This is a genomic window from Acidiphilium sp. 20-67-58 (assembly GCF_002255515.1).
GTDB lineage: Bacteria > Pseudomonadota > Alphaproteobacteria > Acetobacterales > Acetobacteraceae > Acidiphilium.
In genome coordinates, this window is the sequence record NZ_NCAS01000021.1 from 56,450 (window position 1) to 74,673 (window position 18,224).

Sequence of the window (18,224 nt, forward strand, 5' to 3'; positions counted from 1 at the left end):
GTCGAGGCTGTAGCACGGCTTGCCGCCGCACGGCCAAGGGGCCACATCCCGGTCATGACGACGATCGCATATCTTCCCGCGCGCGGCGTGATCGGGATCGACGGGCCCGACCGCGTCGCCTTCCTCCAGGGCCTCGTGTCGAACGACGTGACGAAGGCGGAGCCGGGCCGGGCCGTCTGGTCCGCCCTGCTCACGCCGCAGGGGCGCTATCTGGCCGAATTCTTCATTCTTGCCGCGGGCGAGTCGCTCCTGCTGGAGGCGCCGCGCGCTTCGGTCGCGGAGCTGATCCGCCGCCTCTCGCGCTTCCGGCTGCGCAGCCAGGTCACGCTGCGGGACCGGTCGGACGAATTCGCGGTGCATGCCGCGTGGGGCGGCGCGCCCCCTGTTACACCCCCCGGCGCGATCATCGCCGCCGATCCGCGCCTGCCCGAAGCCGGCCACCGGATACTGGCGCCGGCGCCGCTGGCCGGGGCGGCGGATGAACCCGCCTATCTCGCCCACCGGCTGGCGCTCGGCCTGCCCGATCACGACGATCTCGAACCGGAAAAGACCCTGCTGATGGAAGCCGGCTTCGGCGAGCTGCACGGGATCGACTGGGAGAAAGGCTGCTACATGGGGCAGGAACTCACCGCCCGCACCCGCTACCGGGGGCTGGTCAAGCGCCGGCTCATCCCGGTCGATGCCGAAGCCGAGCTGCCCGTCGCCGGGACGATCACCGATGGCGAGCGCGAGGTCGGCACCCTGCGGACCAGCCTTGGAAGGCGCGGCCTCGCGCTGCTGCGGCTCGATGCGCTGGGCAGCAAGCTGTGCCTCGACGGCATCGCGCTGACACCCGATATCCCATCCTGGATGACCCTGCCGGAGACCGCGACCCCATGATCGTCGTTCATCATCTCGAAGCGTCGCGCTCGCAGCGCGTGCTCTGGCTGCTGGAGGAACTCGGCCTCGAATACGAGGTGCAGCATTACGATCGCGACCGGAAGACGCGACTCGCCCCGCCATCGCTGCGCGCGGTGCATCCGCTTGGCAAGTCGCCCGTGATCACCGATGGCGGCATCACCGTCGCCGAGACCGGCGCGATCGTCGAATACCTCATCGGCACCTATGGCAAGGGGCGGCTTATTCCTCCCGAGGGAACCGACGAGCGGCGCCGCTACACGTACTGGCTGCACCACGCCGAGGGCTCGGCCATGCCGTTCCTGGTGATGAAGCTGGTGTTCGACGAAATGCCCAAACAGGCGCCCTTCGTGCTCAAGCCGCTGATGCGCGCCATCGGCAACAAGGTGGGCGATGCGTTTCTCGACCCCAATCTCGGCGCCAATATCCGCCTCTGGGAAGACGCGCTGGCCAACTCGGCCTGGTTCGCGGGCGATGCGCTGACCGGCGCCGACATCATGATGAGCTTCCCGATCGAGGCGGCGAACACCAGGGGCCTGCTGCGCGGCAATTACCCGCGGCTCAACGCCTTTCTCGCCGCGATCCACGCCCGCCCGGCCTGGCAGCGGGCGCTGGAGCGCGGCGGCCCCTACCCGTTCGCCTGAGCCGCGCTCAGCCGCACAGGGCGGCGCGCGCCGCGCGGTATTCGGCGATCAGCCGCGCGACCCGCTCGCCCGCCGGCAGCACCGCGTCGATCGCGCCGATCCCCTGCCCCGAGCCCCAGATGTCCTTCCACGCCTTGGCCTTGGCGCCCTCGTGGAAATTCATCGCCGAGGCATCGCTCTGCGGCAGGTCGTCGGGATCGAGCCCGGCGGCGACGATGCTCGGGCGCAGATAATTGCCGTGCACGCCGGTGAAAAGATTGGTGTAGACGATATCCTCCGCACCGCTGGCGACGATCGCCTGCTTGTAGGCACTGGCCGCATTGGCCTCCTCGGTGGCGATGAAGGCCGAGCCGATATAGGCGAAATCGGCTCCCATCGCCTCGGCGGCGAGCACGGCGCGACCGGTCGCGATCGCGCCGGACAGAGCGAGCGGCCCCTGGAACCAGGTGCGGATCTCCTGCACCAGCGCGAAGGGCGAGAGCGTGCCGGCATGGCCGCCGGCGCCGGAGGCCACGGCGATCAGCCCGTCCGCCCCTTTCTCGACCGCCTTGCGGGCAAAGCGGTTGTTGATGATGTCATGCAGCACGATGCCGCCATAGCCATGCACCGCCTCGTTCACCTCCGGCCGCGCGCCGAGCGAGGTGATCACCAGCGGCGCGCGATATTTCACGCAGAGTTCGAGATCCTGTTCCAGCCGCGTATTGGAGCGATGCACGATCTGGTTGACCGCGAAGGGCGCCGCCTTGCGATCCGGATGATCGCGGTCCCAGGCCGCCAGCGTTTCGGTGATCTCCGCCAGCCACTCGTCGAGTTGCGCGGCCGGCCGGGCGTTCAGCGCCGGAAACGAGCCGACGATGCCGGCGATGCACTGGGCGATGACCAGTTTCGGATTGGAGATGATGAACAGCGGCGACCCGATCACCGGAATCGCCAGCCTGTTTCGAAGATCCTGTGCGGCGCTCATCCCCCGACTGTGCCGAGGGTTTCCCTAAACGTCAACTGCTGCCGATCGCAACGCCCACGGCAAAGACGATGGCGCCGCCGAGTGCGACCTGGAGCGCGGCCTGCAGCGGCGGCGTGTCCATGTATTTGGTGCGGATCCAGGAAATCGCCGCCAGTTCGACGACAACGACGGCGAAGGCCAGCACCATCGCGGTCCAGAAATTCGGAATGAGGAACGGCAACGTGTGGCCGAGCCCGCCCAACGTCGTCATCGCGCCGGTGATCACGCCGCGCATCAGCGGCGAGCCGCGGCCGGTCAGGCTGCCATCGTCGGACAGGGCTTCGGCAAAGCCCATCGAAATGCCGGCACCGAGCGAGGCGGCGATGCCGACGATGAAGGCCTGCCACGGGCTGCCGGAGGCAAAGGCGGCGGCAAAGACCGGCGCCAGGGTGGAAACCGAACCATCCATCAGCCCGGCGAGACCGGGCTGGATAAACCGCAGCACGAAATTGCGGCGTGCCGTGTCGTCCTCGGCGGAGCGCGCCTCTTCGGTCAGGTTCTCGCGGGCGAGACGGTCGGCCAGGCGCTCATGGCCCGCCTCCGCCTCGGCAAGGTCGCCGAGCAGCTTGCGCGTCGCGGCATCGCTCGTGCGGCTGGCGGCGAGGCGGTAGAAATTCTGGGTTTCCGACTCCATGCTCTCGGCCAGCTTGCGCACGTCGTTGATCGTGGGTTTCGGCAGCTGCCAGACCGGCTTGCGGGCGAGGAACCCGCGTATGTCCTGCCGGCGGATCAGCGGGATATGGTCGCCGAATTTCTGCTGGTAGAGATCGATCAGCGAACGGCGGTGGTCGCTCTCCTCCGCCGCCATTTCGAAAAACACCTTTGCCGAGGCCGGGAAATCGGCATGGAGCGATTCGGCGATATCGGCATAGATGCGGCCGTCCTCTTCCTCGGCACCGATGGCGAGGGCCAGGATTTCGCGGTCCGACAGTTCTGAGAAATTGCGCATGCGCGAGACATGGCCGCACCGTCCGACAAGGTCAAGCGCCTTGTTTTACTTGAGATTTATTTGCAATTGGCGATCGCGCTCCAGCCTTGCGCCGCTCGGCAAACCCTGCATGATACTAACATGGATGCAGCGATGCCGCCGCCCGTTCCACGCCCCGACCCGACGCCCTGCAGCTGCGGATCGGGCCTGCGGGCGCGGCGCTGCTGCGCCCTCGACGAGGGCGGCCCGCCGGATCCCGCGCATCACGCGCTGGTCGCACCGCACATGAAGCAGGCCCGCGCCGCCGCCGATGCCGGGCGTCGTCTCGAGGCGGAGCGACTTGTGCTCCGGATCCTCGACCTCGCGCCGCTGCATCCCGAAGCGCTGCGGCTGCTCCATGAAATCCGCCATGCCGAAGGGCGAAGCGCGGCGGCCATTGCGCTCGTGGCCCGCCTCGCCGCCCTGCCGCCCGAAACCCCGGCTGCGCATGTCCTGCATGCGCAGCTTCTGGCCAGCGCGGGCCGCCACGCCGAGGCGGAGGCGCCGGCGCGGCGGGCGGTGCAGCTCGCCCCGCGCGATCCGGCCGCGCATCACCTGCTGGGGCTGATCCAGACAGAAACCGGCCGCGCCGCCTATGGCGAACGGCATTACCGCATCGCCGCGGCGCTGTCGGAAACCGCCAATCCGGTCCTGCTCGGCAATCTCGCCTGGAATCTGCGCCAGCAGGGGCGGCTGGACGAGGCAGCGACGATGTACGCCCAGGTGCTGCAAGGCGCCGCCCGCACCCCGCGCAGCATTGGCGGTCTCGCGCAGGTCGAGGCGGGGCGCGGCCGGCTGGACGAAGCGGCAGCACTCGCCGCCGAGGCCGTGGCGGCCGACCCCGACAATCGCAGCCTCGCCGTCCTGCTCGATCTCGTCAGGCTGCGCGCGGGGGATGCCGGGGCCGTGCTGGAGCGGATCGCCGCCACCGAGGCCCGGATCGCGCCGCAGCCGCTGATGACGACCGAACTCGTCCTGCGCGGCCGCGCGCTCGAACGCCTCGGCCGGCACGACGAGGCCTGGTCGGCCTATCAGGCCGGCCGCGCCTACCAGCGCGACCAGGCCGGCCGCCGCTTCGATCCGGCACCGCTCGAAGCCCGGCTCGCCGCCCTGCGCAGCACATTCCGGGCCGACCGGCTGCTCGGGCTGCCAAGGGCCGGGACGCCGGCGAACGCCCCGACACCGGTTTTCCTGCTGGGCACGCCGCGCTCGGGATCGTCGCTGCTCGAACATCTGCTCGCCCAGGCCCCGGAGATCGATCCCGGCGACAGCCGCGCGCCGCTGCCCGCCCTCGCCCGGTTGCTGACCTCGCTGGTCGCAAGCTTCAGCGGCGCCAGCTTCGGCGACCCTGGGGCCAGCTTTCCCGCCGCGCTGGATGTCATGGTCGCCGGCGAGGCGCGGGACATTCCAGCCATCCTCGCCGGGCGCTACGCCGCCCTGCTGCGCGCCGGCGGCATCGCCGGGCCGCAGGCGCGCTTCGTCACCGACCGCCACCCCGACCTGCCCTGGCTGCTCGGCCTCGCCGCCACGCTGTTCGCCGATGCGCCGGTGATCCACGTGCTGCGCCATCCGCTCGACGTCGTGCTGTCAGGCTTCGCGCAGGACCGGCTGTATGAAGGCAATGCGGGTGTCACGCTGGCCAGCCTCGCCCGGCTCTACGACGCGCAGATGAACGCCATCGCGCAGGTGCGCGGGCAGATGACCATGCGATACCTCGCCGTGCGCTACGAGGATCTGGTCACCGATACGGAAGCGACACTGGCTCGCGTGCTCCGCTTCATCGGGCATGAAGCCGATCCCGCTTCGATGATCGCAGCACCCCCCCGCGCCGTCCCGCGCGTCCCCGCCTATCGGGCCGAGCTGGAGACGCTGCACCGGCGGGCGGTGTTCCGGCATCGCCGGTTCGGCGATGTCTTCGGCGAAGCCATGCCCGTCCTCGCCCCCTGGATCGAGCGCCTCGGCTATGCCGCCCCGGAGATGCAACCCGCATGAGCGCCGCCCCGCCCCGGCCGATGAAGACCACGGTCGGCGAGGTGCTGGCGGAAATCACCGCGCTCGAGCAGGAGGGACGGCTGCGGGAGGCCGAAACGCTGGCCGCGCGCGCCGCCGCCGCCGCGCCGCAGCACCCGCACGTGCTGCATATCGCCGGCATCGTGGCGCATCGGGCCGGCGACATTCCGCGGGCGATCGAGCTGATCGAGACCTCGCTCGCCCTCGCGCCGGATGTCGCACTCTACCCGCGCAACGCCTGCGACATCTATCGCAGCGCCGGCAGGCTCGACGACGCGCTGGCGATGGCGTTGCGCGCCGTCGAACTCGCGCCGGACGACCACCTCGCGCATTTCAACCTCGCGATGATCCGCCATGAGCGCCATGAGCTGGATGCCGGCCTCGACGCCGCGGACCGCGCCATCGCGCTCGCGCCCGACTTCGCCGAGGCGCATTTCGCCCGCGCCGAGCTGCTGCTGCTCGGCGGGCGGCTGGCGGAAGGCTGGGAAAGCTACGAGCGACGATTCGAGCTGAAACAGGCCGAGGGGATGCTGCCCAGGACCGACCGGCCGCAATGGGACGGCGGCAAGCTGCCGGATGGGCGGCTGCTGCTCGTCGCCGACCAGGGGTTCGGCGACTGCATCCAGTTCGGCCGCTACATCCCCTGGGCCGCCGCCCGCGCGCCAAACCCCGTCATCGCCTGCGACAGCTCCCTGAAGCCCTTGCTACGACAGATCCCCGGAACCGGCCGCTTCGTGAGCAGCTGGGCCGCCGCCGGGGCGTATGACGTATACATGCCGCTCTCCGGCCTGCCGCGCCTCGCCGGCACCACGCTCGCCACCATTCCGGCGGAAACCCCCTATCTGCGGGCCGACCCGCGCATGGTCGAAACCTGGCGCCAGCGCCTCGCCACGCTGGTGCCGGCGGGGCTGAAGCGCATCGGCCTGGTCTGGGCCGGCCGGCCCACCCACAAGAACGACCGCAAGCGGACGGTGCGGCTGGAGCGCTTCGCACCGCTCTTCGCCCGGCCCGACATTGCCATCATCACCGTGCAGAAAGGCGACCGGATCGACGAGGTGGGCCGTTATTTCGGCCGCGCGCCGCTGGTCAATCTCGGCCCTTCGATCCTTGATTTCACCGATACGCTGGCGATCCTGCACTGTCTCGACCGGCTGGTGACGATCGACACCTCGGTCGCCCATCTGGCGGGTGCGGCCGGCGTGGCCACCTCCGTCATCCTGCCCTACACACCCGACTGGCGCTGGCTGCTGGACCGGGAGGATACGCCTTGGTACCCGTCATTGCGCCTTTTCCGCCAGGAACGCGCGGCCGACTGGTCGGGCGTGATCGAGCGGGTTGCCGGGAGTTTGTAATGCGCCGTCTCGTTCCGCTTGTCCTCGCCTGCCTGCTCGGCGCCCCCTTCGCCGCGCGGGCCGCGACCCTCACCTTGTATTCGCGGCTGGATGATGCCCCCGCCGTCGCCCGCGCCTTCACCGCGCAAACCGGCATCGCCGTGCGCATCCGCCGCCCGCCGCCGACCGGCCTTGCCGACCGGATCGCCCACGAGGGATCGCACCCACGCTGGGCGCTCGCCTGGTTCACCGGCACGCCGACCGCCATCGCCCTCGATGCGCGGGGGTTGCTGGCGCGGCATCTGCCGGTGCCGGCCGGGCTATCGCCGCGCGCCGCCGCCCTCATCCCGCCGGATGGCAGCGCGATCCCGACCGGGCTCGAACTCGGCGGCGTGCTGCTGATGCCGAAATCCGCCCCCTTCGCCGCCCCGGCGCACTGGCAGGACCTGCTCGCCCCCGCCCGCCGCGGGCTTGCCGGCATGGCCGATCCGGGCCTGGACGATGCCGCCTGGGGCGGCCTCGCCAGCCTGCTCGCCGCCCAGGGCTGGCCGGCCGGGCGCGGCTTCGTCAAGGCACTCCGGGGGGCAGGACTGCATATCTACGCCTCCACGTCCGACACCGTCGCGGCCCTGCGCAGCGGCGCCATCCAGCTCGCCCTTGTCCGCTCCGCCGTCGCCTTTCACATCGCCTCCCGCGTCGATTCCTCGCTCGAAACCGTGATCCCGGCACCCGCCGTGCTGATGCCGAGCCTGATCGTGATGCCGCGACATCTCGAACCGGCCGTGCGGCACGCGGCCCTCGCGTTCATCGCCTTTGCCTGCTCGCCCGCCGGCCAGCGCGCAGCGCTTGCGGCGGACGACATGGACTCGTCCTTCTGGCCGGTGAATGCGGCGGTGCCGCCGCCGCCAAACCTGCCGGACCTCGCCGGTCTCGCCCCGCGCGATCCGCGCGCGATCGCGACCGACCCGCTGCCGGCCATCGACTGGTTCGCGCGCGAGATGGTCGGCTCGGGGCTTTGAAGCGGCGAGAGCGGGCGCGGGAGGGCTTGGAAGGGCTTGGGGGGGTCTTGCATCGCCCCCGACCGCAAGCGATAAACGCTTAACCAATGGTGCCGGGTTCGGCCACACAAGCGGAGGGAACATGAGCGAGCAGAAAGTCGGGCTCGAAATCGCCAACGGCGTCGCCGTCATCTCGATCGACAATCCCCCGGTCAACGCGCTCGGCCATGCCGTGCGGACCGGGCTCATCGAGCAGCTCGCGGCGGCGGAGGCGGATGCGTCGGTCCGGGTCATCGTGCTCGCCTGCAAGGGTCGCACCTTCTCGGCCGGCGCCGACATCACCGAATTCGGCAAGCCGCCGCGCGCGCCGGGCCTGCACGAGGTGATCGAGCGGTTCGACAATTGCCGCAAGCCGGTCGTTGCCGCGCTGTTCGGCACCACGCTCGGCGGCGGGCTCGAACTCGCACTTGGCTGCCATTATCGCGTCGCGGTCGACTCAGCGCGGATGGGCCTGCCGGAAGTCAAGCTCGGCCTGCTGCCGGGTGCCGGCGGCACGCAGCGCCTGCCGCGGCTGATCGGGCCGGAAAAGGCGGTGGCCGCCATCGTCTCCGGGAAGATGATCGGCGCCAAGGCCGCGCTGGCGGACGGGCTGATCGATGCGATCGTCGCCGAGCCGGTGCAGGGCGCCATCGATTTCGCCCATACGATCGACCCGACCCGACTCATCCGCGTGCGCGACCGCAGCGACAAAATTGCCGCCGCCAAGGCCGATCCGGGCGCCTTCGAGGCCGCCGCCGCCGAGGCGACGAAGCGGCTCAAGGGCGTCGAGGCGCCGGCCGCCTGTGTCGAGGCCGTGCGCAATTCCTTCACCCTGCCCTTCGACGAAGGAGCACGCGCCGAGCAGCAGGCGTTCATGCGCCTCGTCGTCGGCGACCAGTCGCGCGCCCAGCGGCATGTGTTCTTCGCCGAGCGCGAGGCGCAGAAAATCCCGGGCATCGGTCCCGAGGTGAAGGGGGCGAAAATCGGCCGCGCCGTGGTGATCGGCGGCGGCACGATGGGCGGCGGCATCGCGATGAATTTCGCCAATGCGGGCATCCCGGTCACCATCGTCGAGACCGACGAGGCGGCGCTGTCCCGTGGGCTCGACCGCGTGCGCAGCACCTACGACGTCTCGGTCCAGCGCGGCGCCCTGCCCGCCGGCACGACCGAGAAGCGCATGGCCCTGTTCTCCGGCAGCACCGACTGGGGCGTGATGGCCGAGGCGGATATCGTGATCGAGGCGGTGTTCGAGGAACTCGGGCTCAAGAAGGAGGTCTTCGCGCGGATCGATGGCATCGCCCGGCAAGGCGCGCTGCTCGCGACCAACACCTCGACGCTGGATGTCGACGCCATCGCCGCCGCGACGAAGCGGCCGGGCGACGTTCTCGGCATGCATTTCTTCTCGCCGGCCAACGTGATGAAACTGCTGGAGATCGTGCGCGGCAAGGAAAGCTCCGCGCAGTCGATCGCCACCGCCATCGCGGTGGGCAAGACCCTGGGCAAGGTGCCGGTCGTCGTCGGCAATTGCGACGGGTTCGTCGGCAACCGCATGCTGGCGCGCCGCACCACCGAGTGCGAGCGGCTGATGCTGGAAGGCGCGCTGCCGCAGCAGGTCGATGCCGTGGTCAAGGCGTTCGGCTTCCCGATGGGTCCGTTCGCCATGGGCGATCTGGCCGGGCTCGATGTCGGCTGGCGGATCCGCAAGCATCGCGGCGCCACAGCACCGGTGTCGGACGCGCTGTGCGAGATGGGCCGCTTCGGCCAGAAGACCGGCCGCGGCTACTACATCTATGAGAACGGCAGCCGGGTGCCGACGCCCGACCCCGAGGTCGAGGCGCTGATCAGTGAAAAGGCGGCAGCCCTCGGCATCACCCGGCGGGCGATTTCCGACCAGGAAATCCTCGAACGCATGACCTACCCGATGATCAACGAGGCAGCCCGCATCCTCGAGGAAGGCATCGCCATCCGTCCGTCCGATGTCGATGTCGTCTGGATCTATGGGTATGGCTGGCCGGTCTGGCGCGGCGGGCCGTGCTTCCATGCCGATCTCGTCGGGCTGAAGGAAATCGCCGCCCGGCTCGAACACTACGCCAAGGCGGTGGGCGACGAAACGCTCGCCCCCTGCGCCCTGCTGCGTCACCTCGCGGCGGAAGGCCAGGGGTTCGCGGATTTCGCCCAGGACGCGAAAGCCGCGTCATGAGCGCCCGGCCGTTCCCGTGGGAGCGGAATTATCCGCCCGGTCTCGGCTGGGATATCGACATCCCGGCCGAGACGATCCCGGCCATGATCGCGCGCAGCGTCGCTGAAAACGCAGCCCAGCCCGCGCTGGACTATCGCGATCGTGAAACCGGCTTCGCCGAGCTTGGCATCGCCATCGGCGAGGTTGCCGCCGGGCTCGCCTCGCTCGGCCACGCGAAGGGCGAGCGCATCGCGCTCTATCTGCCGAACGTGCCGGCGCACCCGTTCTGCTTCTACGGCGCGCTGACGGCGGGGCTCGTGGTCGCGCATCTCTCGCCGCTGGATGCGGAGCGCGAGCTTGCCCACAAGCTGCACGATTCCGGCGCGCGCACGCTGGTGACGACCAATCTCGGCGCGATGCTCGGCATGGCGCTGAAACTGCTCGATGCCGGCCATGTCGAGCGCCTCGTCGTCGCCGATGACGCGGCGTTCGGCGAGATCCCCGGCATGGCGCACCCGCCGATCCCGACCGGCGATCAGCGGGTGATGACGCTCGATGCCCTGCGCGCGCGGGGACGGGCGTTCGAATTCGAGCCGCCCGCCATCGCGCCGGGCGATCTCGCGCTGCTGCAATATACCGGCGGCACCACCGGCCTGCCCAAGGGGGCGATGCACACGCACGCGACGCTGCGGGCGGCGGTGGCGATCTACGCCACTTTCTTCGACGGCCAGAACCGCTTCCCGCCGGGGCAGAAATTCCGCGCGATCTGCGTGCTGCCGCTGTTCCATATCTACGCGCTGGTCGTGCTCTGCCTGTTGCAGCTCTCGCGCGGATCGACGCTGCTGCTGCGGCTGAAGTTCGATGCCGAAACCACGCTGCGCGACATCGAGGTGAAGAAGGCGAGCTATTTTCCCGGCGTGCCGACGATGTGGATCGCGCTCGCCAACGTGCCGGATCTCGACCGGCGGGATCTCTCGTCGCTCCGCCTCGTCGGCTCGGGCGGCGCGCCGCTGCCGGTGGAAATCGGGCAGCGCTTCGAGCGGCTGACCGGCATGCGCCTCGGCGGCGGCTGGGGCATGACCGAAACCGCCTCGGCCGGCACCGGCAACCTGCTCGACGGGCTGTTCAAGTTCGGCTCCGCCGGCATGCCGCTGCCCGGCATCAAGCTCGACGTCGTCGCCCTCGACGATCCATCCCGCGTGCTGCCCTATGGCGAAACCGGCGAAATCCGCATCCGCTCGCCCAACACCTTCATCGGCTACTGGCAAAACCCCGAGGAAACCGCCCGCAGTTTCGTCGACGGCCATTTCCTGACCGGCGATGTCGGCTATATCGACGAGGACGGCATGGTCTTTCTCGTCGACCGCAAGAAGGACATGATCCTCTCGGGCGGCTTCAACGTCTACCCGACCGTGATCGAAAGCGCGATCTACGAACATCCCGATGTCGCCGAGGTCATCGTCGTCGGCGTGCCGGATGACTATCGCGGCCAGTCGGCCAAGGCTTTCATAACGCTGAAGCCGGGTGCTGCGGAATTCACGATCGAGTCGCTGCGCGACTTCCTTGCCGACAAGCTCGGCAAGCACGAACTGCCCGCCGCCCTCGAATTCCGCGAGACCCTGCCGAAGACATCGGTCGGCAAGTTTTCGCGCAAGGAACTCGCAGCAGAGGAACGCGACGCCCACGCGGCCGCCAGGGCTTCCAGTGCGGCGGCGTCATGAGCCCGGTTTCCATCGCCGCCGCTCCGCGCGGGCGGCCCGACAACCGCACCGACACCAGCACCGGCAGCCGCAAATCGGCCGCCGGCCATATCACGAACAACTGAGGAGAGCGCCATGGAACTCAGCTTTTCGCCCGAGGAAATCGCGTTCCGCGACGAGGTGCGCGCCTTCATCCGCGACAACCTGCCCGCAGAGGTGCGCAAGCGCCTGATCGAGGGACGCGAGATCGGCAAGCAGGATATTATCGACTGGCAGCGCAAGCTCAACGCGAAAGGCTGGGCGGTGCCGCACTGGCCGCGCGCCTGGGGCGGGCGGGACTGGAGCCCGGTGCAGGAATTCATCCTGCTCGACGAGCTGCAATCGGCCCCCGCGCCGAGCCCGCTGCCCTTCAACGTCTCCATGGTCGGCCCGGTGATCGCGACCTTCGGCAATGACGAGCAGAAGCGGAAATTCCTGCCGGCCACGGCGAATCTCGACATCTGGTGGTGCCAGGGCTTCTCCGAGCCGGGCGCGGGATCGGACCTCGCCGGCCTCAAGACGACGGCCCGCCGCGAGGGCGATCACTACATCATCAACGGCCAGAAGACCTGGACGACCCTTGCGCAATACGCCGACTGGATCTTCGTCCTCGCCCGCACCAATCCGGGGGCGGAGAAGAAGCAGCAAGGCATTTCCTTCATCCTTGTCGACATGAAGACCCCCGGCATCACCGTCCGGCCGATCCAGCTGATCGATGGCGGGCACGAGGTGAACGAGGTCTGGTTCGACGAGGTGAAGGTGCCGGCGGAAAACCTCGTCGGCGAGGAGAACAAGGGCTGGGACTATGCGAAGTTCCTGCTCGGCAACGAGCGCACCGGCATCGCCCGCGTCGGCGCCTCGAAGCAGCGCCTGCGCCGCATCCGCGAACTCGCCGCGATCGAGCGCGCCGGCGATGCCAGGCTGATCGACGCGCCCTGGTTCCGCGAGAAGCTCGCGGATGTCGAGATCGATCTCAAGGCGCTGGAAATCACCCAGCTCCGCGTCCTCGCCGAAGCGCGCAAATCGGGCAAGCATGGCCGGCCGGACCCGAAATCCTCGATCCTCAAGATCAAGGGTTCGGAAATCCAGCAGGCGACGACCGAGCTGCTGCTCGACGTCGTCGGCCCGCTCGCCATGCCGTTCCAGGGCTCGACCGATCCGGATGACGACGGCAACGCCATGCCGATCGGGCCGGACGATGCGGCCGAGGCGGCGCCCACCTACTTCAACTGGCGGAAGATCTCGATCTACGGCGGCTCGAACGAGATCCAGCGCAACATCATCGCCAAGGCGATCCTGGGGTTCTGAGGACAAGACAATGGATTTCGATTTCACCGAAGAACAGCGCCTGCTGCGCGACAGTGTCGGCAAGCTTTTCGCCAGCCGCTACGCCGATTTCGAAAAGCGCAAAATCTATGCGAAACTTCCCGAAGGGTTCGACCGCGCGGTCTGGGCCGAATATGCCGAGGCCGGGCTGCTCGCCCTGCCCTTCGACGAGGCGCAGGGCGGCTTCGGCGGCGGGCCGGTCGAGACCATGATCGTCATGGAGGAGATCGGCAAGGCGCTGGCCCTCGAACCCTATCTCGCCGCGATCGTCTTCGCCGGCGCCGTCCTCCGCCACGGCTCGAGCGCGGCGGTGAGGGACGAGGTTGTTCCAGCACTTGCCGCCGGCGAGACGATCGTCGCCGTCGCCCATACCGAGCGCAGTTCCCGCCACGACCTCGAAGACGTGACCACCACCGCGAAGCGCGACGGCGATCACTTCATCCTCGAGGGCGAGAAGTCGGTGGTCCTCGGTGGCGACACGGCGGACTGGCTGATCGTCAGCGCCCGCCTCTCGGGCAGAAGGCGCGACCGCGACGGGATCGGCCTGTTCCTGGTCGATGCGAAGGCCGAAGGCGTCTCCCGCCGAGGCTATCCGATGCAGGACCTGCTGCGCGGCGCGGAAATCTCGCTCGCCAGCGTGCGGGTTCCGGCGGCGCGGCAGATCGGCGATCTCGCGGTGCTGGAGCGCGCGCGCGACGAGACGATCGCCGCCCTCTGCGCCGAGGCGGTGGGCGCGATGGAGGCCCTGGTCGCACTGACCGTCGACTACATGAAGCAGCGCAAGCAGTTCGGGGTGGCGATTGCCGTCTTCCAGGCGCTGCAGCACCGCGCCGTGGACATGTATGTGGCGCTGGAACAGGCGCGCAGCCTTGCCATCTTTGCCGCCCTCTCGGCCGCCGACGACGATGCCGAGGCGCGCGGCAAGGCGATGGCGCTGGCCAAGGCCGGGGTGGGCAAGGCGCTGCACTTCGTCGGCCAGCAGGCGGTCCAGCTGCATGGCGGCATCGCGATGACGATGGAATACAAGGCCGGCCACTACTTCAAGCGGCTGACGATGATCGACACGATGTTCGGCAACGCCGATCACCATCGCCGCCGGCTCGCCGCCTGATGTTCTGAACCGGCGCCGGGCCAACCCGGCGCCGGTGTTCAGCCATCGAGGCCGAGGGCGCGCAGCCGCGCGGCCTCCTCGTCCCAGCCCGGGCGTTCCTTGACGTTGAGAAACAGGTGCACCCGCCGCTCCAGCTGGCGCTCGAGATCCCGCCGCGCCCGCGACCCGATCGACTTGATGCGCGCCCCGCCCTCGCCGAGCACGATCTTCTTGTGGCCGGCGCGCGCGACATAGACCGTGACGTCGATCCGCACCGATCCGTCCTTCCGCTCGCTGAAACTCTCGGTCTCGACCGAGGCGCCGTAAGGCACCTCGTCGCGCAGCTGGAGAAAGATCTGCTCGCGCACCAGCTCGGCGGCGAGCATCCGCTCGGTCTGGTCGGTCAGCTCGTCCTCGGGGTAGAGATGCGGGCCCTCGGGCATTGCCGCGGCCAGCGCGTCGAGCAGGCGATCGACGCCGTCGCGCTTCAGCGCGCTGATCATGAACACTTCCGCGAACCCGCCCTGGCGCGCCAGCGTTTCGGCCAGCGGCAGCAGCCTGTCGCGCGGCAGCAGGTCGATCTTGTTGAGGATCAGCCAGCGTGGCCGCCCGGTCGCGGCGAGCGCCTCGATCGGCTCGGCGAGATCGTCCGGGTCCGCCTTCGCCGCATCGACGATCAGGCAGGCGAGATCGGCGCCGGCCACGCCCTCCCACGCCGCGGCGACCATTGCACGGTCGAGCCGCCGCTTCGGCGCGAAGATGCCCGGCGTGTCGACCAGCACGATCTGGTCGCCACCGCGCATGACGATGCCGGAAATGCGAAACCGCGTGGTCTGCGCCTTGGGTGTCACGATCGACACCTTGGCGCCGACCGCCTGGTTCAGCAGGGTGGACTTGCCGGCATTCGGCCGTCCGAGAAGGGCGACATAACCACAGCGGGTCGTCATTGCAGTTGCTCCAGCAGGTCGCGCGCGGCGATCTGCTCCGCCTCGCGCTTGGTTCCGGCGAGTCCCTCGGCCGAGCGTCCCTCGACCGTCACGCGGATGCGAAAGCGCGGCGCGTGCGAGGGGCCGGTCCGCTCCACCAGCTCATAGGCCGGCAGAACCGGCCCGCGCGCCAGCGCATATTCCTGCAGCGCGGTCTTCGGGTCCTTGGGCGGGGCGCTCGGCTGCCCGTCGATCCGGGGTGCGAAGATGCGGCGGATGAACAGGCGCGCCGGCTCCAGCCCGCCATCGAGATAGAGCGCGCCGATCAGCGCTTCCAGCGCATCGGCCAGCACGGTCGCGCGGTTGCGCACCCCGCGCCGGCTCTCCCCCGGCGAGACCGAGAGCAGCCCGGCAATCCCGCCATGCTCGGCAATCTCCGCAAGCGACTGGCGGGAGACGAGATGTGCCAGCCGCGGCCCCAGCCCACCCTCGCGCTCATGCGGAAACCGCTCGATCAGCCATTCCGCGATCAGCAGGCCCAGCACGCGGTCGCCAATGAATTCCAGCCGTTCGTTCGATCCGAGGCCACCCTGCCCGACGGCGGAGCGATGGGTGAGGGCCTGGGCAAGCAGGTCAGGCCGCGCGAAGCGATGCCCGAGCAGCGCCTCCGCCGCCTCGTTCAATGGATGACCGTGAACAGCCGGTCCCAGCGGATATCGACCGGCCAGTACCAGAACGCCCACCACGGATGATCGAGCCGGATGGAGAACCAGATGATCCGCGCCCGGCCGACGAAATTCGCCAGCGGCACGTAGCCGACGGCGTCGAGATAGCGCGAATCCTCGGAGAAATCGCGATTGTCGCCCATCATGAACAGATGGTCAGCCGGCACGTGATAGACCGGCGTGTTGTTGGCAAAGCCCTGGCTGGTTTCCTTGGCGATCAGATGGGTGACGCCATCCGGCAGGTGCTCGCGATAGAGCCGCACGCTGACCGGCACGCCCTCGCCGGAATCGAGCGGGGTCTCGATATAGGTCCCGGCCGAGGTGCGGGGCACCTCGTGCCCGTTGATGTAAAGCTGCCCGTCGGTCACCTGCACGGAGTCGCCCGGCTCGCCGATCACCCGCTTGATGTAGTCGACGGCCGGATCGCGCGGCAGGGCGAACACCGCGATCTGCCCCTGCTTCGGCAGCGAGCCGAAGATCCGCCCCTTGAAGTCCGGCTCGCCGAACGGGAAGGACCAGCGCGAATAGCCGTAGTTCCACTTGGTCACCAGCACGAAATCGCCGGGCAGCAGCGTCGGCGTCAGGCTGCCGGAGGGAATGAAGAACGGCTCGAACAGGAAGGAGCGGATGAACACGGCGATCACCACGACATAAACGATCGTGACAACCCACTCCCTGACCGAGCCTGCGACCGTATCCTTCGTCTGCGCCATGTCCAACCGTTCTGAAATGTTCCGCCCGGTTCAACCGTGCGGGGGGCGCGAAGTCAAGGAACCGGTCCTGACAGCGGCGTGAACGCCTCGCACGACCTCGCGATTTGCCACGGCATGGCCCGCGATTGTATGGCTCTCGATATGCCAACAGACCGGACTCCCGCAGCCATGAAGCGCCGCCTTTTGTGCCTGACGTTCGCCCTCCTTTCCACCACCTCCCTTGCCGCCGGCCACACGGTCACGCGGCACAAGGGCCCGGCACACCGCCCGGCACACCATGCCGCCGCCGCCGCCGCGGTGCCGCAGCAGGATGCCGGCCCACCGCCGGTCGCGCCGCTCGCCGTCGCGGGCGTGCCACAGCCGCCCGAGCTGCCGCAGCAGGCGGCCTATGTGCTGATGGATGCCGATACCGGTGCGGTGATCGCCGCCAAGGCGCCGGACCAGCCCTGGCCGCCCGCCAGCCTGACCAAGCTGATGACCGCCTATCTCACCTATCAGGCCGTGACCCGCGGCGCGTTGAAGATGGACCAGACCGTGCCGGTCAGCGCCACCGCCTGGCACACCGGCGGCTCGCGCATGTTCATCTCGCCGGCCATGTCGGTGACGGTGGACCAGCTGCTGCACGGGCTCATCATCGATTCGGGCAACGATGCCGCCGTGGCGCTCGCCCAGGCGGTTGCCGGCAGCCGCGGCGGGTTCGTCGGCCTGATGAACCACGAGGCCAAGGCGCTCGGCCTGAAGGCGACGCATTATACAAATGTCGATGGCCTGCCCGACCCGGACCTGCGCACATCGGCGATGGATGTCGCGACCCTGTCGCGCGACATCGTCCGCACCTATCCGCAATTCCTCAAGATATCGGTCAAGAAACACTTCACCTTCGACAAGATCCGCCAGCGCAGCTGGAACCCGGTCCTGTTTCACGACCCGACGGTGGACGGGCTGAAGACCGGCCGCACCAACGAGGCCGGCCATTGCATCGACGCCACCGCGCTGCGCAACGGGCGGCGCCTGATCGCCGTGGTGCTCGGCGGCCCGAACTGGTCGGTCAGCACCCACGACATCGAGTCCCTGCTCGATTACGGCTACCAGTTCTACACCAACGCCACGATCGTCACCGCCGGCAAGCCGGTGGGCACGCTGAAGGCGCCGCTCTATCGCACCACCAGCGTTGCTGTCGGGCCGGGGCACGACGTGTCGATGACGCTGCCGGTTCTGGCGGCGAAAACGCTGAAAACCAGCGTGACACTCGATCCGCCGCCGGCGGGAGGCGTGCATCGCGGGCAACAGGTCGGCACCATCACCGTAACCGCCGAGGGCAAGACCCTGGCCACCGTTCCCGCCGTGGCGCTGGCGGACGATCCGCGGGCCAGCTTCATGACCCGGATGATGCGCCGGCTGAAGGCAGCACTGTAACCGCACTCCGGTCGTTCGGCCGGAGCCGCACCTTTGCGGCTTCCGCTCGCGAAACGGCGGGCGGCGGCTTGCAAAATCCGGTGCCGCTTGCCATTATGCGGCCGAAGATTGGTCGAAAGCCGGTCGCAATCGGGTGGATTGCCGGAGAACAGTCCGGCGGTCGCGCCCGTTTTTCGTTGTCAACGCTGTTCGCTGTATCCTGGACAGCCCACCCTGGAGAG

At 69.1% G+C, this 18,224-nt stretch carries 15 protein-coding genes; 10 read left to right on the forward strand and 5 right to left on the reverse strand.

Features of this window, described 5'->3' with window-relative positions:
- Nucleotides 1-45 precede the first annotated feature (45 nt).
- Nucleotides 46-879, forward strand: a complete 834-nt coding sequence (locus B7Z76_RS09935; protein ID WP_174504890.1) for a folate-binding protein YgfZ — start codon at nucleotides 46-48, stop codon at nucleotides 877-879.
- A complete protein-coding gene (locus B7Z76_RS09940; protein ID WP_174504029.1) occupies nucleotides 876-1,541 on the forward strand; it encodes a glutathione S-transferase in 666 nt (221 codons plus the stop codon). Before B7Z76_RS09935 ends, B7Z76_RS09940 begins: the two co-directional genes overlap by 4 nt.
- A gap of 7 nt (nucleotides 1,542-1,548) precedes the next feature.
- Here the strand turns inward: B7Z76_RS09940 and B7Z76_RS09945 are convergent, their stop codons facing one another.
- Together B7Z76_RS09945 and mbfA are read right to left on the reverse strand one after the other, a co-directional pair.
- Nucleotides 1,549-2,505, reverse strand: coding sequence for a nitronate monooxygenase family protein (locus B7Z76_RS09945; RefSeq protein ID WP_174504028.1), 957 nt, complete (start codon nucleotides 2,503-2,505; stop codon nucleotides 1,549-1,551).
- A 31-nt stretch (nucleotides 2,506-2,536) separates the two neighbouring features.
- Nucleotides 2,537-3,493 (reverse strand): iron exporter MbfA, encoded by a 957-nt coding sequence (gene mbfA / locus B7Z76_RS09950; protein WP_174504027.1) that lies wholly within the window; start codon nucleotides 3,491-3,493, stop codon nucleotides 2,537-2,539.
- Between the two features lie 132 nt (nucleotides 3,494-3,625).
- On the opposite strand from mbfA, the gene B7Z76_RS09955 reads away from it, so the two are divergent.
- From B7Z76_RS09955 to B7Z76_RS09985, 7 genes are all read left to right on the forward strand, one after another.
- The gene (locus B7Z76_RS09955; RefSeq protein WP_291343675.1) at nucleotides 3,626-5,503 is read left to right on the forward strand and encodes a tetratricopeptide repeat-containing sulfotransferase family protein; all 1,878 of its coding nucleotides are present in this window, start codon (nucleotides 3,626-3,628) and stop codon (nucleotides 5,501-5,503) included.
- On the forward strand, nucleotides 5,500-6,873 hold the full coding sequence (locus B7Z76_RS09960; RefSeq protein ID WP_291343677.1) for a tetratricopeptide repeat protein: 1,374 nt from the start codon (nucleotides 5,500-5,502) through the stop codon (nucleotides 6,871-6,873). The genes B7Z76_RS09955 and B7Z76_RS09960 overlap by 4 nt, the downstream gene beginning before the upstream one ends.
- Complete coding sequence (locus B7Z76_RS09965) at nucleotides 6,873-7,871, forward strand: ABC transporter substrate-binding protein (RefSeq protein WP_291343679.1); 999 nt, start codon at nucleotides 6,873-6,875, stop codon at nucleotides 7,869-7,871. The genes B7Z76_RS09960 and B7Z76_RS09965 overlap by 1 nt, the downstream gene beginning before the upstream one ends.
- 121 nt (nucleotides 7,872-7,992) lie before the next feature.
- Entirely contained in the window at nucleotides 7,993-10,089 is a 2,097-nt protein-coding gene (locus B7Z76_RS09970; RefSeq protein ID WP_174504023.1) for a 3-hydroxyacyl-CoA dehydrogenase NAD-binding domain-containing protein, read from the forward strand.
- Nucleotides 10,086-11,789, forward strand: a complete 1,704-nt coding sequence (locus B7Z76_RS09975) for an AMP-binding protein (protein ID WP_291343682.1) — start codon at nucleotides 10,086-10,088, stop codon at nucleotides 11,787-11,789. The genes B7Z76_RS09970 and B7Z76_RS09975 overlap by 4 nt, the downstream gene beginning before the upstream one ends.
- Before the next feature lie 114 nt (nucleotides 11,790-11,903).
- Nucleotides 11,904-13,115 carry a pimeloyl-CoA dehydrogenase large subunit gene (gene pimC, locus B7Z76_RS09980; RefSeq protein WP_174504021.1) on the forward strand — a complete coding sequence of 404 codons (1,212 nt, stop codon included), beginning with the start codon at nucleotides 11,904-11,906 and terminating at the stop codon, nucleotides 13,113-13,115.
- A 10-nt stretch (nucleotides 13,116-13,125) separates the two neighbouring features.
- Complete coding sequence (locus tag B7Z76_RS09985) at nucleotides 13,126-14,244, forward strand: acyl-CoA dehydrogenase family protein (RefSeq protein ID WP_291343685.1); 1,119 nt, start codon at nucleotides 13,126-13,128, stop codon at nucleotides 14,242-14,244.
- Between the two features lie 38 nt (nucleotides 14,245-14,282).
- Here the strand turns inward: B7Z76_RS09985 and era are convergent, their stop codons facing one another.
- The 3 genes from era to lepB are packed head-to-tail and all read right to left on the reverse strand — an operon-like array spanning nucleotide 14,283 to nucleotide 16,587.
- Nucleotides 14,283-15,170, reverse strand: a complete 888-nt coding sequence (era, locus tag B7Z76_RS09990; RefSeq protein ID WP_174504019.1) for a GTPase Era — start codon at nucleotides 15,168-15,170, stop codon at nucleotides 14,283-14,285.
- On the reverse strand, nucleotides 15,167-15,832 hold the full coding sequence (gene rnc, locus B7Z76_RS09995; RefSeq protein WP_174504018.1) for a ribonuclease III: 666 nt from the start codon (nucleotides 15,830-15,832) through the stop codon (nucleotides 15,167-15,169). The genes era and rnc overlap by 4 nt, the downstream gene beginning before the upstream one ends.
- Entirely contained in the window at nucleotides 15,829-16,587 is a 759-nt protein-coding gene (lepB, locus tag B7Z76_RS10000) for a signal peptidase I (RefSeq protein ID WP_174504017.1), read from the reverse strand. Before lepB ends, rnc begins: the two co-directional genes overlap by 4 nt.
- Before the next feature lie 168 nt (nucleotides 16,588-16,755).
- On the opposite strand from lepB, the gene B7Z76_RS10005 reads away from it, so the two are divergent.
- Entirely contained in the window at nucleotides 16,756-18,003 is a 1,248-nt protein-coding gene (locus B7Z76_RS10005) for a D-alanyl-D-alanine carboxypeptidase family protein (protein ID WP_236656396.1), read from the forward strand.
- Nucleotides 18,004-18,224: the final 221 nt, after the last annotated feature.

Coding starts and splice junctions, on each gene's coding strand:
- B7Z76_RS09960 (WP_291343677.1), top strand. CDS start 5,500: ATGAGCGCCGCCCCGCCCCGGCCGATGAAGACCACGGTCGGCGAGGTG.
- B7Z76_RS10005 (WP_236656396.1), top strand. CDS start 16,756: ATGAAGCGCCGCCTTTTGTGCCTGACGTTCGCCCTCCTTTCCACCACC.
- mbfA (WP_174504027.1), bottom strand. CDS start 3,493: ATGCGCAATTTCTCAGAACTGTCGGACCGCGAAATCCTGGCCCTCGCC.
- B7Z76_RS09975 (WP_291343682.1), top strand. CDS start 10,086: ATGAGCGCCCGGCCGTTCCCGTGGGAGCGGAATTATCCGCCCGGTCTC.
- era (WP_174504019.1), bottom strand. CDS start 15,170: ATGACGACCCGCTGTGGTTATGTCGCCCTTCTCGGACGGCCGAATGCC.
- lepB (WP_174504017.1), bottom strand. CDS start 16,587: ATGGCGCAGACGAAGGATACGGTCGCAGGCTCGGTCAGGGAGTGGGTT.
- B7Z76_RS09965 (WP_291343679.1), top strand. CDS start 6,873: ATGCGCCGTCTCGTTCCGCTTGTCCTCGCCTGCCTGCTCGGCGCCCCC.
- pimC (WP_174504021.1), top strand. CDS start 11,904: ATGGAACTCAGCTTTTCGCCCGAGGAAATCGCGTTCCGCGACGAGGTG.
- B7Z76_RS09970 (WP_174504023.1), top strand. CDS start 7,993: ATGAGCGAGCAGAAAGTCGGGCTCGAAATCGCCAACGGCGTCGCCGTC.
- B7Z76_RS09940 (WP_174504029.1), top strand. CDS start 876: ATGATCGTCGTTCATCATCTCGAAGCGTCGCGCTCGCAGCGCGTGCTC.
- B7Z76_RS09985 (WP_291343685.1), top strand. CDS start 13,126: ATGGATTTCGATTTCACCGAAGAACAGCGCCTGCTGCGCGACAGTGTC.
- B7Z76_RS09945 (WP_174504028.1), bottom strand. CDS start 2,505: ATGAGCGCCGCACAGGATCTTCGAAACAGGCTGGCGATTCCGGTGATC.
- B7Z76_RS09955 (WP_291343675.1), top strand. CDS start 3,626: ATGCCGCCGCCCGTTCCACGCCCCGACCCGACGCCCTGCAGCTGCGGA.